The sequence below is a fragment of the Kribbella ginsengisoli genome, assembly GCF_039537185.1.
Classification (GTDB): Bacteria; Actinomycetota; Actinomycetes; order Propionibacteriales; family Kribbellaceae; genus Kribbella; species Kribbella koreensis.
Window position 1 is genome coordinate 237,042 of record NZ_BAABAA010000006.1, and the last position, 13,550, is coordinate 250,591.

The 13,550-nt window shown below is 67.8% G+C and carries 18 protein-coding genes; 12 read left to right on the plus strand and 6 right to left on the minus strand.

The window, feature by feature from the left end; genetic code table 11:
• Positions 1 to 66: 66 nt before the first annotated feature.
• Together ABD768_RS22075 and ABD768_RS22080 are read right to left on the minus strand one after the other, a co-directional pair.
• Positions 67 to 1,407, minus strand: coding sequence for a glycoside hydrolase family 27 protein (locus ABD768_RS22075; protein ID WP_344843464.1), 1,341 nt, complete (start codon positions 1,405 to 1,407; stop codon positions 67 to 69).
• Positions 1,408 to 1,480: 73 nt separating this feature from the next.
• Positions 1,481 to 2,407: an SDR family NAD(P)-dependent oxidoreductase gene (locus ABD768_RS22080; protein WP_344843467.1), complete on the minus strand. Its 927-nt coding sequence runs from the start codon at positions 2,405 to 2,407 to the stop codon at positions 1,481 to 1,483.
• Positions 2,408 to 2,560: 153 nt separating this feature from the next.
• Here ABD768_RS22080 and ABD768_RS22085 point away from each other — a divergent pair, with 153 nt between their 5' ends.
• Genes ABD768_RS22085 through ABD768_RS22095 form a run of 3 tightly spaced genes read left to right on the plus strand, consistent with a single transcriptional unit; the run spans position 2,561 to position 5,089 of the window.
• A complete protein-coding gene (locus ABD768_RS22085) occupies positions 2,561 to 3,121 on the plus strand; it encodes a TetR/AcrR family transcriptional regulator (protein WP_344843470.1) in 561 nt (186 codons plus the stop codon).
• Positions 3,122 to 3,130: 9 nt separating this feature from the next.
• Complete coding sequence (locus ABD768_RS22090; RefSeq protein ID WP_344843473.1) at positions 3,131 to 3,844, plus strand: SDR family NAD(P)-dependent oxidoreductase; 714 nt, start codon at positions 3,131 to 3,133, stop codon at positions 3,842 to 3,844.
• 36 nt (positions 3,845 to 3,880) lie between these two features.
• Positions 3,881 to 5,089, plus strand: a complete 1,209-nt coding sequence (locus ABD768_RS22095; protein WP_344843476.1) for an MFS transporter — start codon at positions 3,881 to 3,883, stop codon at positions 5,087 to 5,089.
• Here ABD768_RS22095 and ABD768_RS22100 read toward each other — a convergent pair.
• Positions 5,058 to 5,597, minus strand: a complete 540-nt coding sequence (locus tag ABD768_RS22100) for an NUDIX hydrolase (RefSeq protein ID WP_343968143.1) — start codon at positions 5,595 to 5,597, stop codon at positions 5,058 to 5,060. The two genes, ABD768_RS22095 and ABD768_RS22100, sit on opposite strands and share 32 nt — an antisense overlap.
• Positions 5,598 to 5,660: 63 nt before the next feature.
• Between ABD768_RS22100 and ABD768_RS22105 the strand changes: the two genes are divergently transcribed.
• Positions 5,661 to 6,074 (plus strand): hypothetical protein, encoded by a 414-nt coding sequence (locus ABD768_RS22105; RefSeq protein ID WP_343968145.1) that lies wholly within the window; start codon positions 5,661 to 5,663, stop codon positions 6,072 to 6,074.
• A 33-nt stretch (positions 6,075 to 6,107) separates the two neighbouring features.
• Here ABD768_RS22105 and ABD768_RS22110 read toward each other — a convergent pair whose 3' ends face one another.
• Entirely contained in the window at positions 6,108 to 6,911 is an 804-nt protein-coding gene (locus tag ABD768_RS22110) for a deoxyribonuclease IV (RefSeq protein ID WP_344843480.1), read from the minus strand.
• A 231-nt stretch (positions 6,912 to 7,142) separates the two neighbouring features.
• Here ABD768_RS22110 and rpsF point away from each other — a divergent pair, with 231 nt between their 5' ends.
• The 4 genes from rpsF to rplI all read left to right on the plus strand — a co-directional run bounded on the left by rpsF (position 7,143) and on the right by rplI (position 8,907).
• Positions 7,143 to 7,433: a 30S ribosomal protein S6 gene (rpsF, locus tag ABD768_RS22115; RefSeq protein WP_164601910.1), complete on the plus strand. Its 291-nt coding sequence runs from the start codon at positions 7,143 to 7,145 to the stop codon at positions 7,431 to 7,433.
• 89 nt (positions 7,434 to 7,522) lie between these two features.
• The gene (locus tag ABD768_RS22120) at positions 7,523 to 8,134 is read left to right on the plus strand and encodes a single-stranded DNA-binding protein (protein ID WP_344843483.1); all 612 of its coding nucleotides are present in this window, start codon (positions 7,523 to 7,525) and stop codon (positions 8,132 to 8,134) included.
• A 78-nt stretch (positions 8,135 to 8,212) separates the two neighbouring features.
• Positions 8,213 to 8,446, plus strand: a complete 234-nt coding sequence (gene rpsR, locus ABD768_RS22125) for a 30S ribosomal protein S18 (RefSeq protein WP_020390880.1) — start codon at positions 8,213 to 8,215, stop codon at positions 8,444 to 8,446.
• A 14-nt stretch (positions 8,447 to 8,460) separates the two neighbouring features.
• On the plus strand, positions 8,461 to 8,907 hold the full coding sequence (gene rplI, locus ABD768_RS22130; RefSeq protein WP_343968152.1) for a 50S ribosomal protein L9: 447 nt from the start codon (positions 8,461 to 8,463) through the stop codon (positions 8,905 to 8,907).
• A gap of 70 nt (positions 8,908 to 8,977) precedes the next feature.
• Here the strand turns inward: rplI and ABD768_RS22135 are convergent, their stop codons facing one another.
• Positions 8,978 to 9,220, minus strand: coding sequence for a hypothetical protein (locus ABD768_RS22135; RefSeq protein WP_344843487.1), 243 nt, complete (start codon positions 9,218 to 9,220; stop codon positions 8,978 to 8,980).
• Positions 9,217 to 10,623, minus strand: a complete 1,407-nt coding sequence (locus ABD768_RS22140; RefSeq protein WP_344843489.1) for a PQQ-binding-like beta-propeller repeat protein — start codon at positions 10,621 to 10,623, stop codon at positions 9,217 to 9,219. Before ABD768_RS22140 ends, ABD768_RS22135 begins: the two co-directional genes overlap by 4 nt.
• A 249-nt stretch (positions 10,624 to 10,872) precedes the next feature.
• Here ABD768_RS22140 and ABD768_RS22145 point away from each other — a divergent pair, with 249 nt between their 5' ends.
• The 4 genes from ABD768_RS22145 to ABD768_RS22160 are packed head-to-tail and all read left to right on the plus strand — an operon-like array spanning position 10,873 to position 13,549.
• On the plus strand, positions 10,873 to 11,508 hold the full coding sequence (locus tag ABD768_RS22145) for a DUF6668 family protein (RefSeq protein WP_344843491.1): 636 nt from the start codon (positions 10,873 to 10,875) through the stop codon (positions 11,506 to 11,508).
• Between the two features lie 32 nt (positions 11,509 to 11,540).
• Positions 11,541 to 11,792: a conjugal transfer protein TrbC gene (locus tag ABD768_RS22150; RefSeq protein ID WP_343968160.1), complete on the plus strand. Its 252-nt coding sequence runs from the start codon at positions 11,541 to 11,543 to the stop codon at positions 11,790 to 11,792.
• 45 nt (positions 11,793 to 11,837) lie between these two features.
• On the plus strand, positions 11,838 to 12,686 hold the full coding sequence (locus ABD768_RS22155; RefSeq protein WP_344843493.1) for a DUF8175 domain-containg protein: 849 nt from the start codon (positions 11,838 to 11,840) through the stop codon (positions 12,684 to 12,686).
• On the plus strand, positions 12,686 to 13,549 hold the full coding sequence (locus ABD768_RS22160; protein WP_343968166.1) for a TrbL/VirB6 family protein: 864 nt from the start codon (positions 12,686 to 12,688) through the stop codon (positions 13,547 to 13,549). The genes ABD768_RS22155 and ABD768_RS22160 overlap by 1 nt, the downstream gene beginning before the upstream one ends.
• The last annotated feature ends 1 nt before the right edge of the window (position 13,550 follow it).

Here is a 13,550-nt window from a genome sequence, read left to right on the forward strand (position 1 = left end):
GGTCGGTCAGGTTACCGGCCCGAGGCGCAAGACCGTAGCCGAGCCGGGAACCTGACCGCTTACCGCTCAGCCGAATTTGATCAAACGGGACCCATGGGCGGGCACGTTCGAGGCAGTCCAGCTGTTGGTGAAGCTGCCGAGATCCGTCCGCGCCACCAGGTCGCGGACGGTCTTGCTGCCACTCAGGCCGAGAGAACTCCAGTTCACGGTGATGTTGGCCGACGACGATCCGAGGTTGTAGACGGCCGCGTACGTGACGCCGTTGATGACCTTCTTCCAGACCTGTGAATTGCCCGCCGTGATGCGAGTCGGCAGCACCGCCGCCTGGTCGACAGCGACCACCTCGGGGTTGGTCAGGATCGCGATGGCCGAGTTGTCCATCCAGTAGACGTCGCCACCGACGTACAGGGGAGCCGACGCCATCGACCAGAACGTCATCACCGACTGCCGCTCGGCGTCGTTGAGCCCGTCCTGGAGTGCGCTGCCGGTGTTGTTGTTGATCGGCATCGAGTCCAGATCGGGCAGGTAGCTCGAGGTGAGCTTGCTCAGCCAGTTGGGCAGGTCCGCCCAGCGATCGTCGATCGAGCTGGTCCACGTCGACGTCGTACCGCAGTAGCACTCGACATCGGTGTCGATCCGTACGCCGTTCGCCCACGGCCGCAGTCCGTCGCCGGCCGCAAGATCCACCGGCCAGGCGCTGGCGGTCAGCCAGATCGAGCGCCCGGACTGGTCGATCGCCTGCGAGATCGCCTGGATGTCGGGCACGTTGTCGGCCGTCACCCCGTCGACCTTCAGGAAGTCGACGCCCCAGGAGGCGTACTTGTCGATGATCGAGTTGAAGTACGGCTGCGCGCAGGGCTTGCTGTAGTCGACCTTCCAGTTGCCGCCCCACTTGTTGGTGGGGGTCAGCGGCAGGACGACGATGTCGCGGACGGTGCAACTCGTGCCGGCGATCGGCGCGCTCTTGTTGTAGGCCTCCTGCTCGAGCCCGGCCGCCATGTAGATGCCGGCCTTCAGGCCCTTGCCGTGGATGTAGCTCGCGATCCCGCTGATCCCGCTCGGGAACCGGGCCGGATCGGGATCGGGGATCCCGTTGGCGTCGCTGTGGAAACTCCACGCCATCGTCGCGTTCCAGCCCGCGTCGATGTTGATGTAGCTGTAGCCGGCCGATTTGAGCTTGGTCGCCACCGCGTCGGCGGCGTCCTTGATGTGCGCCTCGGTCAGCCAGGCTGTTCCGTACGTCGCCCGGGTGGACGACTCGTTGCTCCAGCTGCTCCAGCCCATGAAGGGCTTGGTGAAGCTGGTCTTGGCTTCGGTGGTGGTTCTGGCTTCGGCGGTCGAGCCCGGCGCGACCGCTGCGAGCAGCGGCAGCACCAGGGCGATTCGCAGTACACGAGTGGAGATCATCGGGGCGGTCCCTCCATCGAGAGCAGATAGGAGGGACCGTACGACCGTTACTTAACTCTGGCAAGAAACACGTCTACTCCGCGATCAAGTCGAGCGAGAGCTCCCACAGCCGGTACGCCGCCTCCGGGTCGAGCGCGTGCTCAGCTACTCCGGACAGGCCCGGTACTACGGTCCGCTCGGCCTCGTTGACGTCCTCGAAGTACCGGCCGGTGACTCCGTCGATCAGCGGCGACCCGGCCAGCAGTGCCGAGGTGGCGGCGCCCTGCTCGGTCGACTTCCAGGGGTAGCTCTCGAAGGTCGCCTTGAGGGCCGGGTCCTCCTCGTCGATGTGACGCTGCAGGGCGGACCGGATTCCGCCCGGCATCAGCGCGTTGGTGATGATGCCGTCAGGGGCCCAGCGCTTGGCTGCCTCGACCGCGAAGAGAACGTTCGCCGACTTGGACTGGCCGTAGGCGAGCCAGGGGTCGTACGGACGGCGGTCGAAGTGGATGTCGTCGAAGTCGACGCCGGCCCGCTGGTGGGCCGAGGAGCTGACCGAGACGATCCGGGCGTCCCCGGCGGCCGCCAGTGCCGGGTGCAGTCCGAGGGCCAGTCCGAAATGGCCGAGGTGGTTGGTTGCGAACTGGTGCTCCCAGCCTTCCGGCGTACGGTTCAGCGGCTCGGCCATCACGCCGGCGTTGTTGACGAGGATGTGCAGCGGGCCTTGCCAGTTGGTGGCGAAGGCTCGCACCGAGGCGCGATCGGCCAGCTCCAGCGGAGCGACGTACAGGCCCTTGCTTCCAGTCGTCGCGATGATGTCGGCGGCGACCTTCTCGCCGGCCTCGAGGTTGCGGACGGCCAGGGTGACCTCGGCGCCGGCTGCTGCGAGGGCCCGGGCGGTCTCGACGCCGATGCCCGACGCGCCACCGGTGACGACGGCCCGGCGGCCGGTCAGGTCGACGCCGGCGAGAACCTCCGCGGCGGTCGACTCGCGAGTGAAGGGGGTGGTGATTCTGCTCATCCGACTCTTCCTGTCCTGAGCTATGGTTTAACCGGAGGAGCCTCCGGTAGATCTTCAGTTAACCGGAGGGACCTCCGTTTCACAAGCGCACGGCTGGGTCCGCTAGGTTCTGGGGGTCAGGCAGGTGCTGACCGGCGTCGAGAGGGGGAGCGGATGAGTGAGCGGCCGTTGCGGGCAGACGCCCAGCGCAACCGCGATCTACTGCTCGACGCCGCCGGCAAGGCCTTCACGGAGTGCGGCCCGGACGCGACGCTCGAGGGCATCGCGAAGAACGCCGGGGTCGGGATCGGCACGCTGTACCGGCACTTCCCGACCCGGGAGGCGCTGGTGGAGGCGGTCTATCGCAGCGAGCTCGCTGCTGTCTGCGCGGCCGCGCCCGAGCTGCTCGCCGCGATGCCGCCGGTCGAGGCGACGCGGGCGTGGATGGATCGCTTCGTCGACTTCATGACTCGCAAGATCGGGATGGCTGATGCGCTGCGGGCGCTGATCGCCTCCGGGGCGGATCCGTACGCGCACAGCTTCGAGCTGCTGACCGGCGCGATCCAGCCGTTGCTGGAAGCTGCTGCCGCCGCTGGAGAGATCCGGCCGGACTTCTCCTCCGAGGACGTGCTGATGAGCCTGAGCGGGGTGGCGCTCGCCGCAAGCTCCAACCGGGAGCAGGCCGGTCGCTTGCTCGACTTGCTGATGGATGGCCTGCGCTACCGCTCCTCCTAGGGTGTGGCCATGCAGAGAGTGGCGCTGGTGACCGGGTCGACCTCTGGGATCGGGGAGGCGACGGCACGGCGGTTCGCTGCCGACGGGATGACAGTGGTGGTCCACTCGCGTAGTAGCCGGGATGCGGGGGTCGCGCTGGCTTCTGAGTTGGGTGGGACCTACTTGCAGGCTGATTTGTCGCGGGACGAGGAGGCGGCGGCGTTGGTGCCTGCCGTTCTGGCTGAGTTCGGGCGGCTCGACGTACTGGTGAACAACGCCGGCATCAGCTGGCCGGTGCCGCATGCGGAGCTTGATGGGTTGTCTGCCGCCGACTGGCGCCGCCTCCTGGAGGTGAACCTCATCGCGCCGTGGCTCCTGTGCACCGCGGCTCTGCCCGCCCTCCGCGAATCGCGCGGCGCGATAGTCAACGTCACCAGCCACGCCGGCGTCCGCCCCAAAGGCAGCTCGATCGCCTACGCGGCGACCAAAGCCGCCCTCAACCACGTCACCAAGCTTCTGGCTGCCGCCCTCGGCCCCGAGGTCCGCGTCAACGCAGTGGCCCCCGGCCTGGTCGACACCCCCATGACAGCCGACTGGACCGAAGCCCAGACCCTGTGGAAAACCGCACCGATGGGTCGTGCGGCGCAGCCGGCGGATGTCGCGGACCTGATCGCGACGATCGCCGGGCACGGCTACCTGACCGGCGAAGTGATCGTGCTCGACGGCGGGCTGAACCTGCGCTGACTTGTCTTGTCAGTGGCGGCTTCTACGCTCGGGCGCGTGCCGTCACTGAATCAGGACTTCCGGCGGTTGTGGACCGCTTATGCGATCAGCGCGATCGGAAGCGGGATCGGGTACGGCGCGCTGCCGCTGGTCGCCGTCCTCGTGCTCGACGTGAGCACCTTCCAGGTGGCGCTGCTGGCCGCGTTGTCGGCGCTGGCTGGTGCCGCGCTGGCGTTGCCGATGGGGGACTTCATCGAGGAGCGCCGCAAACGGCCGGTGATGATCGCTGCGGATGTCGTGCGGTTCGTCGCGCTGCTGAGCGTGCCGGTCGCGGTGGCCTTCGATGCGCTGACTTATCCACAGCTGTGCATGGTCGGGGTGGTTCAGTCGGCGGCGTTGATCGCTTTCACGGCGGCGAGTGGTGCGCATCTGAAAGCGCTGGTGCCAGTCGAGGGGCGGGCCGAGGCGAACAGCCGGTTCGAGTCGACCACCTGGACGACTCTGAGTGTCGGGCCGCCGATCGGTGGCGCGCTGGTCAGCCTGGTCGGCGCTCCGTTGACGCTGGCGATCGATGCGGTGTCGTACTTGCTCTCGGCGGTTGGGGTCCGGCGTATTCGCAAGCCTGAGCCGGCGCCGGTCGCGCGGCAGGGCAAGCGCGACGTCGTTGCCGGTTGGCGCTACATCTGGCGCGATCGGGGGCTCCGGTCGCTGTTCTGGAACTCGCAGCTGTTCGGCGGCCCCGTGATGATGATGTCGCCGCTGCTGCCCGTGCTGATGCTGCGTGACCTGCACATGCAGCCGTGGCAGTACGGGCTGGTCGCTGGGGTGCCGTGCCTTGGCGGAGTGGTCGGCGCCTGGCTTGCGCCTCGGCTGACTCGTTGGCTCGGGCTGCACCGGATGCTGTTGGTCTTCGGCGTACTGCGCACGCCGTGGCTGCTGTTGCTGCCGTTGGCGACGCCCGGTCTGGGCGGATTCGTGCTGCTGATCGCGGCCGAGACGGGCCTGCTGATTGCGGCTGGTGCCTTCAACCCGTCGTTCGCGACCTACCGGATGGAGGTCACGCAGGACGGGTTCATGGCTCGGGTGCTCACCTCGTGGTCGATCACGTCGCGGTCGGTCCAGCCCGCGTTCATGGCTGCGGGCGGCGTACTGGCGGGGCTGACCAGCCTGCGTACGGCGATGTTCGTCGCCGGCGGATTGTGTCTGGTCAGTGCGTTCGTACTGCCGTGGTCGGTCAGACCAGACCCATTGCCTGAGCCAGCCTGACCAGGTTGCCCATCACGCCGTGGTTGTCGTCCATCGCGTCGAGGTAGGCGATCGCCTCGTCCGGAGGCAGCACGAGTACCTCGGTGACCTGCTCGCCATCGTCGGGATTGGTCGGCTGGCTGTCGACCACGACGTCGACCACGTAGTTCGTCCAGTACGAGACCGGGTGTGGCAGATGCGGCCGGTACGGCTCGGGTCGCCGGTGGTCGGCTCGATGGCCGCCGAGCCAGATGAGTGGGCCGGTGGGGCGGGCGCCGGCCTCTTCGAGGAGTTCACGCTCGACCAGGCTCTCGATCGTCTCGTCCGGCTCGCGCGTGCCGCCGGGCAGGAACCGCCAGCCGAGGTCGTTGGCGCACACCACGATGCCGCCCTCGGTTCGCCCGACGACGTGCGCGTTGCTGATCAGCTCGTCGGCCGGCTGCTCGGTGGTGAACTGGACGTCGAGCTCACCCCATGGCCAGTGGCCGGGGGCGTACAGGTCGGGAAGTCGGTCGGCCCAGGTCTGCATCGGGCCATTCTCGTCTGCGGCTGGTGCACCGAGGGTCTTCGGGTCTGCGGTACCGTCCCGCGCATGGCTGCTGCCGAACCGAATCCCGAGCGCGCCCAGCGCACCACGATCCGCGTGCTCTGGGGCTGCGCCGTGCTCACCGCGTTCATCGGCGTCTTTCTGGTCGCCGACATCGTCAAGTCCTCGGACAGGTACGGCTCGGCCGCCTGGGTGGGCATCGCCCTCGCCGGGCTCGCCATCCTCGCCCTGGCTGCCCTGTACGTGGCCTGCGGGCTGGGGCGGGTCACTCTGGGCACCAAGGTCGGCCCGACGAACCTGTTCCAGCTCTCGGCCATCTGCCTGGTCATCGCCGTCGGCGCCGACATCCTCATCCCCGGCCGCGACACCGGCAGCCTGGCTCTGCTCCTGCCGTGGGGGATCACCTACTGGATCCACAACCTGAACCGCCCACCGGCCGACGACGAGCCGGCCAGCTGACTGCTGGCCGGCCTGCAGGTCCCCGGCGCTCTACTACTTCAGATGGGCGCGGAGGTAGTCGATGTCGGCCTTCTGGCCGTGGTCGCCGTTCGGGGTCTCGACCACGACGGGAGCGTCGGCGGCCTTCACCACCGCGACGATCTCGGCCGGGTCGATCTCGCCCTCCTCGAAGTTGCTGTGCCGGTCCGCGCCTGAGCCGAACGCGTCCCGCGACCCGTTCGCGTGCACCAGGTCGATCCGGCCGGTGATCGCGACGACCCGCTCGACCACGGTCGGCAGGTCCTCGCCGGCGGCGTGGAAGTGGCAGGTGTCCAGGCAGAAGCCGACCCGGTCGACGTGCTCGTTGCCCGAGCTCTGCACCGCGTCCCACAGCCGGGCGATCCGCTCCAGCTTGCGGGCCATCGCGTTCTCGCCGCCGGCGGTGTTCTCGATCAGCAGCGGCACCGGCAGGTCCGCGCGCTCGATGCACTTGCGCCAGTTGTCGAAACCCGCCTCGGGGTCGTCGTCCTCGCCGACGTGCCCGCCGTGCACGATGACGCCCTTGGCGCCGATCTCGGCCGCCTTGTCCAGGGTCTGCTGCAGCAGCTTGCGGCTGGGGATCCGGATCCGGTTGTTCAGCGTCGCCACGTTCAGCCGGTACGGCGCGTGCACGAACAGGTCGATCCCCTCGGCCTCGGCCCGCACCTTCAGCGCCTCCGCGCCGTCGGCGTACGCCACCTTCGGGGCCTTGTAGTCCTGCGGGTCGCCCAGGAAGAACTGCACCACCTCGGCGCCCCGGTCGGCAGCCTCGGCCAGTGGGTCGTTCTGCTCGACGTGCGCCCCAAGTTTCAAGCTCATGCCGGTCACCCTATGACCGGCCACCGACAACTCGCGAGAAGCAGGCCTGTGGATAGTGGTCAAGGGGGCGTCCAGGCGCTGGTATTCTGTTGGTGTGGGCCCGGTCCTTCGACCGGGCTTACTGCTTGACCCAGCTCGGCGCCGACGGCGATTGTCGGCGGCGGGCACGCATCGCCCTCCTGCCACGGAAAGACCGTGGCCGCCAAAGTCCGAAGGAGGTGGAGTTCGCGCATGCGTCGTTATGAAGTCATGGTGATTCTCGACCCTGAGCTCGAAGAGCGCACCGTCGAACCGTCCCTCGACACGTACCTGAACATCGTCCGCAAGGAAGGTGGCACGGTCGAGAAGCTCGACATCTGGGGCCGTCGCAAGCTGGCCTACGACGTCAAGAAGAAGTCCGAGGGCATTTACGCCATCATCGACCTGACCGCCACGCCGGCGGTCGTGAAGGAGCTCGACCGTCAGCTCACGCTGAACGAGTCGATCCTGCGCACCAAGGTCATCCGTCCGGACCAGCACTGATCCCTGGGGTCGTCAACAGCTCCGGTGTCGGTGCCATCCGCTACTGATAGCTGTAGACACAGCCACACCCGAATGCAGGAGGAACGGCAATGGCAGGCGAACCACCTATCACCCTGATCGGCAATCTGACGGGTGATCCGGAACTGCGGTTCACGCCCTCGGGCGCCGCGGTGGCGAATTTCACCATCGCGAGCACCCCGCGGACGCTGGACCGGCAATCCAACGAGTGGAAGGACGGGGAGACCCTCTTCATCTCGTGCTCGGTGTGGCGCCAGGTTGCCGAGAACGTCGCCGAATCTCTGACCCGCGGTTCCCGGGTCGTCGTGCACGGTCGCCTGAAGGCCCGTAGCTACGACGACCGCGACGGGAACAAGCGGACCGTCTTCGAGTGCGATGTCGAGGAGATCGGCGCCAGCATGCGGTACGCGACGCTGAAGATCTCCAAGACGTCGCGCACCGACGGCGGCGGCGGTGGCTTCGGTGGTGGCGGTAACTCCGGTGGCGGCGGTTTCGGCGGCGGTGGCGGCGGCAATTCCGGTGGCGGCTTCGGCGGCAACCAGGGTGGCGGCAGTGCCCCGGCGAACGACCCGTGGGCCACTCCGGCCGGTGGTGGCGGTGGCGGCGGTCAGTCCGCGGCCCCGCAGAACGACCCCTGGGCAGGTCAGGGTGGCGGCGGCTCGATGGAAGAGCCTCCGTTCTGATCCGCTGCAGGACTTTGTTTGACCGAATGACCATTCCGGCAGCAGCCGGGCTCTAGCTAGTAGGAAGAGAGCACCACAATGGCCAAGATCATTCGGAAGCCCAAGAAGAAGGTTTGTGGCTTCTGCAAGGACAAGGCAACGTACGTCGATTACAAGGACACGGGCTTGCTGCGCAAGTTCATCTCCGACCGCGGCAAGATCCGCGCGCGCCGGGTGACGGGCAACTGCGTCCAGCACCAGCGCGATGTCGCAACCGCTATCAAGAACGCTCGCGAGGTGGCTCTGCTGCCTTACACGAGCACCGCTCGCTGAGGGAGGTCTGAGACATGAAGCTCATCCTGGCGCAGGAAGTCGAGGGCCTCGGAGCCCCCGGCGAAATTGTCGAGGTCAAGGACGGCTACGGCCGCAACTACCTCGTCCCGCGTGGTCTGGCCATCGGCTGGACCCGTGGTGCGGAGAAGCAGATCCAGTCGATCAAGCGGGCGCGTGACGCCCGGGCGATCCAGGGCAAGGAGCACGCGAGCGAGGTCAAGAACCAGCTCGAGCAGCTCGGCGTCACGCTGAACGTGAAGGCCGGCGAGACCGGTCGTCTGTTCGGCTCGGTCACCCCGGCGGACATCGCCGCGGCGATCAAGGCCGCGGGTGGCCCGCTGGTCGAGAAGCGCGCCATCACCATCGGCTCGCCGATCAAGACCACCGGCAAGCACCAGGTCTCAGTGCAGCTGCACTCCGACGTGGCCGCCACCGTCCGCCTAGAGGTCCAGGCGGTCTGAGGTCCCAGCACCAAACGAAGGCCCGCTCTCCATCGGAGAGCGGGCCTTCGCCTTTGTCCACAGGCTTAGGTCAGCCGGGTTCGGGGGCCGGCCATTCTGTTGGTTTGGGGTCGTTGGACGAGCTGTTGTCCGGCTTGGTGATTTCTGGCCAGTCGACTGTTTTGGGGTCGTTGGCTGAGCCGCCGCTGGTTCCTGGGTTTTCGATGGTGGGCCAGGACTGGGGACTGGGGTCGTCGCCGGCGGCTGTGGCCGGGAGGGCCGGTAGCAGGAGGAGTAGGGCGGCGCAGAGAGCGGCCAGGGGGCGGCGGTTCACTTTGCCTTGTCCAGGGCATAGAGGGTGCCGTCGTGGACGACGATCGCGTGGGTGCCTGCTACGCCCCACGGACGGGCGGTGTCGGCGGGCAGGGTACGGAACTTGCTTCCCGGCGTACCGGCGAGCAGGTTGCTGCCGGACTGGCCGTAGACGGTCACCCCCGTGATCGACAGCGGCTCGAAGTCCTTCGTGAACACGGTCTTCTTGCTGCCGAAGTTGATCAGGCACTCACCCCACGCCGCCACCTTGTGCGCCTCGTCGGGCACCCACTGCCAGCCGGCCGCCTCGTTGGCGGCGACAGTCGGGCAGATCGCCAGCGTGGCCCCGGTGGTGCTGTCGTTCACCGTCGGGATCACCCGGTCGACGACCGGGGTCTTCCAGACCACCAGCGCGCGACCGGGGCTGGCGGCAACGATGTGGTCGATGACCGTCGCGCCCTTCGGCGTCTTGGGCATCACCGCGACGACCTGCTTGTCCGGCTGGTCCCAGTACAACGGACCCGCGTACCGCGCGGAGAGCGCCTTGTCGCCCTCGGCCAGCAGCAACGTGGTCAGCCGCTGAGCGGTCGGCAGCGCCTTCAGCGCGCCGCCGGAGACCACGCTCGCGCCGGCATCGCTGCTGAGCACGACGAGCGGCGACGTACCGAAGAACTGGACGGTCGCCGAGTTCGGCAGCTCGAGTTCGACTGCCTCGGCACCGTCGCCGGCCCAGTAGTACAGGGACTCCGGCGCGACCACGGCCACGACGGGCTTGCCGTCGACGGTGGTGTAGACCGGGGTCTCGGAGCCACGCGGCACCTTGTCCTGCCAGAGCACCTTGCCGTTGCTGTCGAAGACCGCGATCTTCTCGTCCGGCGTGATGATCGCGACCTCCTTGCCGTCGGGGGAGACGGCAGGCGCGGTGTCGGGATCGAGATCCACGGTCCAGCTGGCGTTAGGCGTCCAGCCCATCGGCACCGGCCGGGCGGCGAACTGGTCCGGGCCGACGCTCGGCGCGGGCAGCTCCGGCAGCTTCGGCGAGACAGTCGGCTTGGTCACGTCGTCGCCGGGCGGCCGGAGGACGACCAGATACAGGGCCGTCCCGGCGATCAGCAAGCCGGCCACGACCGTCGCGACGATGATCGGCCAGATCGGTTTGCTGCTTTTGACATCGACGTCGACCGACTCGACCTGGCCGTCGGGGTGGATGATCAGTGGCCAGGACGCGCCGTCCGACTCGATCGCGGTCGCCTTCACCGGGCGGCCGAGTTGTGCTGCGCGCTCACTGACGAGCTGGATCGCCGCCTGCCGCGGGTCGTGGTGGTTGACCGGGTGACTGCGGCCGGCGATCTTCACCTCGGCGTTGTGGTCGTCGTACAGCCGGATCGTCACCTTCGGCCAGGACGGAATGCCCTTCTCAGCCACGGTGACCTCTCATTCCAGCCACAAAACTCCCTCGTTGAACCGTCTCTGCCGATGCCGTTCTAGCATGTCGTCCGCCCGTAACTCATGCTTCCGCCCGATGGCATGCCAGAACGCGAGCCGGACCCGGCTCGTCTGACCCCGACAAGGGGGTAGAAACATCCTCGCCTGTGGATGGGTCACGCCAGCACACCCGGATAGCGAGAGAATACTGTGGGCGACAGCCTGTGACACACCGCGAGAGGAGGGCCGATGACGCAACCGCCGCAGAATCCGTGGACCCGGCAACAACAGCCGGATCCTGGTCCGCAGCAGCTGCAGCAGGGCCCACCTCAGCAGTCAGACCTGACTCCGCGAGGCCCGGCGACGCCGCAGCACGGCGTACCGGCGCCGGCGGAGGACCAGCGGCTGCCCAAGTTCGCGATTCCGGCCGCCGACACCCTGTGGTGGGTCGGTGTGCACGGTGGAGCGGGCGAGACGACGATGTCGCAACTGTTGCCCGGCACCAGGGCGGCCGGCCACCGTTGGCCGATCCCGCCCCCACCGGTGCCGACTCCGGTGGTACTGGTCGCCCGGACCCATGGATCGGGTCTGCGAGCGGCCCAGCGCGCTGCGATCGAGTGGGCATCCGGAGTGGTCCAGGGAGTGGCTGTGCTCGGCCTGGTGCTGATCGCCGACGCACCCGGCCGGTTGCCCAGAGTGCTGGACGATTTCGCCGACATCGTCGGCGGAGGAGTTCCGAGGGTCTGGGACATTCCGTGGATCGAGGAGTGGCGAAGGGGGGAGGATCCCACCCCTGACAACACCCCGGACGAGGTTTTCGAAGTCCTTGAATCCATCTACGCTCTTCGCGCGTCGAATCCAGCGGGATACCCCGCCCCTTACTGAAAGGCAACACCGCAATGATGATGTTGGCACACATGATTCCCGACCTGATCATGGGCAACGGCGGGACTCCGCCGCCCGGTTCGGACAAGCTGCTCAAGGTCGTCGACTGGGTGCGCTGGATCGCCTTCACCGTCTGCATCCTCGGCATCCTGATCGCCGGCGCCATGATGGCCGTCGGACAGCGTCGCGGTGAGGGTGGCGAGCACGCCGCCCGGCTCGGCTGGGTGCTGGCCGCCTGCATCGTGATCGCGTCCGCGACCGTCCTCGTCGGACAGCTGACGTGACGTTGAACCACTGCCCGCGCCCGACCGCCGGAGGCTGATCCGGGAGTGGGACTGTTCAGCAGGGACGACGACTCCGGGGCCGGAGGTGGCGGCACCGACGACGAGGCCATTTGGCAGGGGCGCGGGTTCGTCGCCTCGGTGATCGTCGTCGGTGCGGTGCTCGTCTGCCTCCTGGTCTGGTTCGTCGCCCGGGGCAACAACACCCCGGCGAGCCAGCCGACGGCGCCGACCACCCGTACCGCTCCGACCGAGCAGCCCACCGAGGAACCGACCGAGACGGCGACGCCGCCGGCGGAGCCGACCGGTACGACGACCCCGCCGCCGTCTCGCCCGAGGCCGGGCCGCGGCGGCTGCAAGACCCTGAATCCCGACCAGCGGATCCCCAGGACGACGCCGACGGCGGTCACCTGGGAGTTCGAGGCGGACATGTTGATCCCGACGCAGCAGGAGGGTGGGCCGGCCTTGACGAACAGCGCTGGAGTCCGCTCCTGCTTCGCCCACTCGCCCACCGGCGCGGTGCTCGCCGCCCTGGTGACGCTCGGCCAGATCCGCAACCCGGACCTGACCATCCCGGTACTGCGCGAGCGGTTCGTCCCGAACGAGGGACTGCAGCTGGCGCTGGCCGAGGGCAAGGCGACGCCGCCGACGCCGGGGCAGACCAAGTCGGTGGCCCAGTTCACCGCCTTCAAGGTGCTCGACTACCTGCCGACCCGGGCGATCATCGCGATCGCGGTCCGGATCGACGACAAGAACGTCGCCTCGATCCCGGTGACGATGGCCTGGTCGAAGGGTGACTGGAAGGGCGTGCTGCAGACCGACGGCAGCTTCAACGGCTCGACCGAGCCCGACCTGCTGCAGTCGATGACCGGGTACGTCCGGTTCGGGGGCGCGTGATGATCCCACTGATGAACTGCTGGTGGCCGCCGAACTGGGACGACTGCATCACCGAGTTCCTGGGCAAGGCCATCAACGTCGCCCTCGGCGGCTTCTTCGGGCTGATCTTCGACGCGATCAAGGCGATGGTGATCGAGGCTGTCGTCGCGGTGGTCAAGGCGGTCGGCTTCCTCTGGGTCGACATCCAGTCACCGAATCTGCAGGGCAACGAGACGATCGGCTTCGTCTCCGGCCACACCAAGTACATCCTGATCTTCGCCGCGTCGATCGCGGTGATCTCCGGGGCGATCAAGATGGCCATCTCGCAGCGTGGTGAGCCACTCCGCGACATCCTGAAGAGCCTGATCACGATGGCGATGGTCTCGGCCGGGATCACCGGCTTCGCCGCGTTGCTGATCGAGGCCTCGGACAGCTTCTCGGGCTGGATCATCAAGGAGGCACTGGGCAAGGGCAAGACCTTCGAGGACAGCCTGACCGCCAAGCTCACCGATCCGCTCAAGGGCCGGATCGGGCTGGCGCTGGTGGTCCTGGTCGGGATCCTGATGGTGATCAGCGGACTGATCCAGCTGGTCTTGATGATCATCCGCTACGGGATGCTGATCCTGCTGGTCGGCGTGGTGCCGCTGACCGCCTCGGCCACCAACACCGAGATGGGCATGATGTGGTTCAAGCGGTCGATCTCCTGGCTGGTCGCGTTCGTGATCTACAAACCGGTGGCGGCGCTGATCTATGCGACCGCGATCAAGCTGATGTCCGCACCGGCCGACGACTCACTCAAGGTCATCACGGGCGTGACGATGATGGTGATGGGCATCGTCGCGCTCCCCGCTCTGTTGCGCTTCGTCTCCCCGAAGGCGGCTTGAG

Bases quoted from the DNA above. Each gene is read 5' to 3' on its own strand.
- ABD768_RS22075 (WP_344843464.1), bottom strand. From the start codon at position 1,407: ATGATCTCCACTCGTGTACTGCGAATCGCCCTGGTGCTGCCGCTGCTC.
- ABD768_RS22080 (WP_344843467.1), bottom strand. From the start codon at position 2,407: ATGAGCAGAATCACCACCCCCTTCACTCGCGAGTCGACCGCCGCGGAG.
- ABD768_RS22085 (WP_344843470.1), top strand. From the start codon at position 2,561: ATGAGTGAGCGGCCGTTGCGGGCAGACGCCCAGCGCAACCGCGATCTA.
- ABD768_RS22090 (WP_344843473.1), top strand. From the start codon at position 3,131: ATGCAGAGAGTGGCGCTGGTGACCGGGTCGACCTCTGGGATCGGGGAG.
- ABD768_RS22100 (WP_343968143.1), bottom strand. From the start codon at position 5,597: ATGCAGACCTGGGCCGACCGACTTCCCGACCTGTACGCCCCCGGCCAC.
- ABD768_RS22105 (WP_343968145.1), top strand. From the start codon at position 5,661: ATGGCTGCTGCCGAACCGAATCCCGAGCGCGCCCAGCGCACCACGATC.
- ABD768_RS22110 (WP_344843480.1), bottom strand. From the start codon at position 6,911: ATGAGCTTGAAACTTGGGGCGCACGTCGAGCAGAACGACCCACTGGCC.
- rpsF (WP_164601910.1), top strand. From the start codon at position 7,143: ATGCGTCGTTATGAAGTCATGGTGATTCTCGACCCTGAGCTCGAAGAG.
- ABD768_RS22120 (WP_344843483.1), top strand. From the start codon at position 7,523: ATGGCAGGCGAACCACCTATCACCCTGATCGGCAATCTGACGGGTGAT.
- rpsR (WP_020390880.1), top strand. From the start codon at position 8,213: ATGGCCAAGATCATTCGGAAGCCCAAGAAGAAGGTTTGTGGCTTCTGC.
- rplI (WP_343968152.1), top strand. From the start codon at position 8,461: ATGAAGCTCATCCTGGCGCAGGAAGTCGAGGGCCTCGGAGCCCCCGGC.
- ABD768_RS22145 (WP_344843491.1), top strand. From the start codon at position 10,873: ATGACGCAACCGCCGCAGAATCCGTGGACCCGGCAACAACAGCCGGAT.
- ABD768_RS22150 (WP_343968160.1), top strand. From the start codon at position 11,541: ATGATTCCCGACCTGATCATGGGCAACGGCGGGACTCCGCCGCCCGGT.
- ABD768_RS22160 (WP_343968166.1), top strand. From the start codon at position 12,686: ATGATCCCACTGATGAACTGCTGGTGGCCGCCGAACTGGGACGACTGC.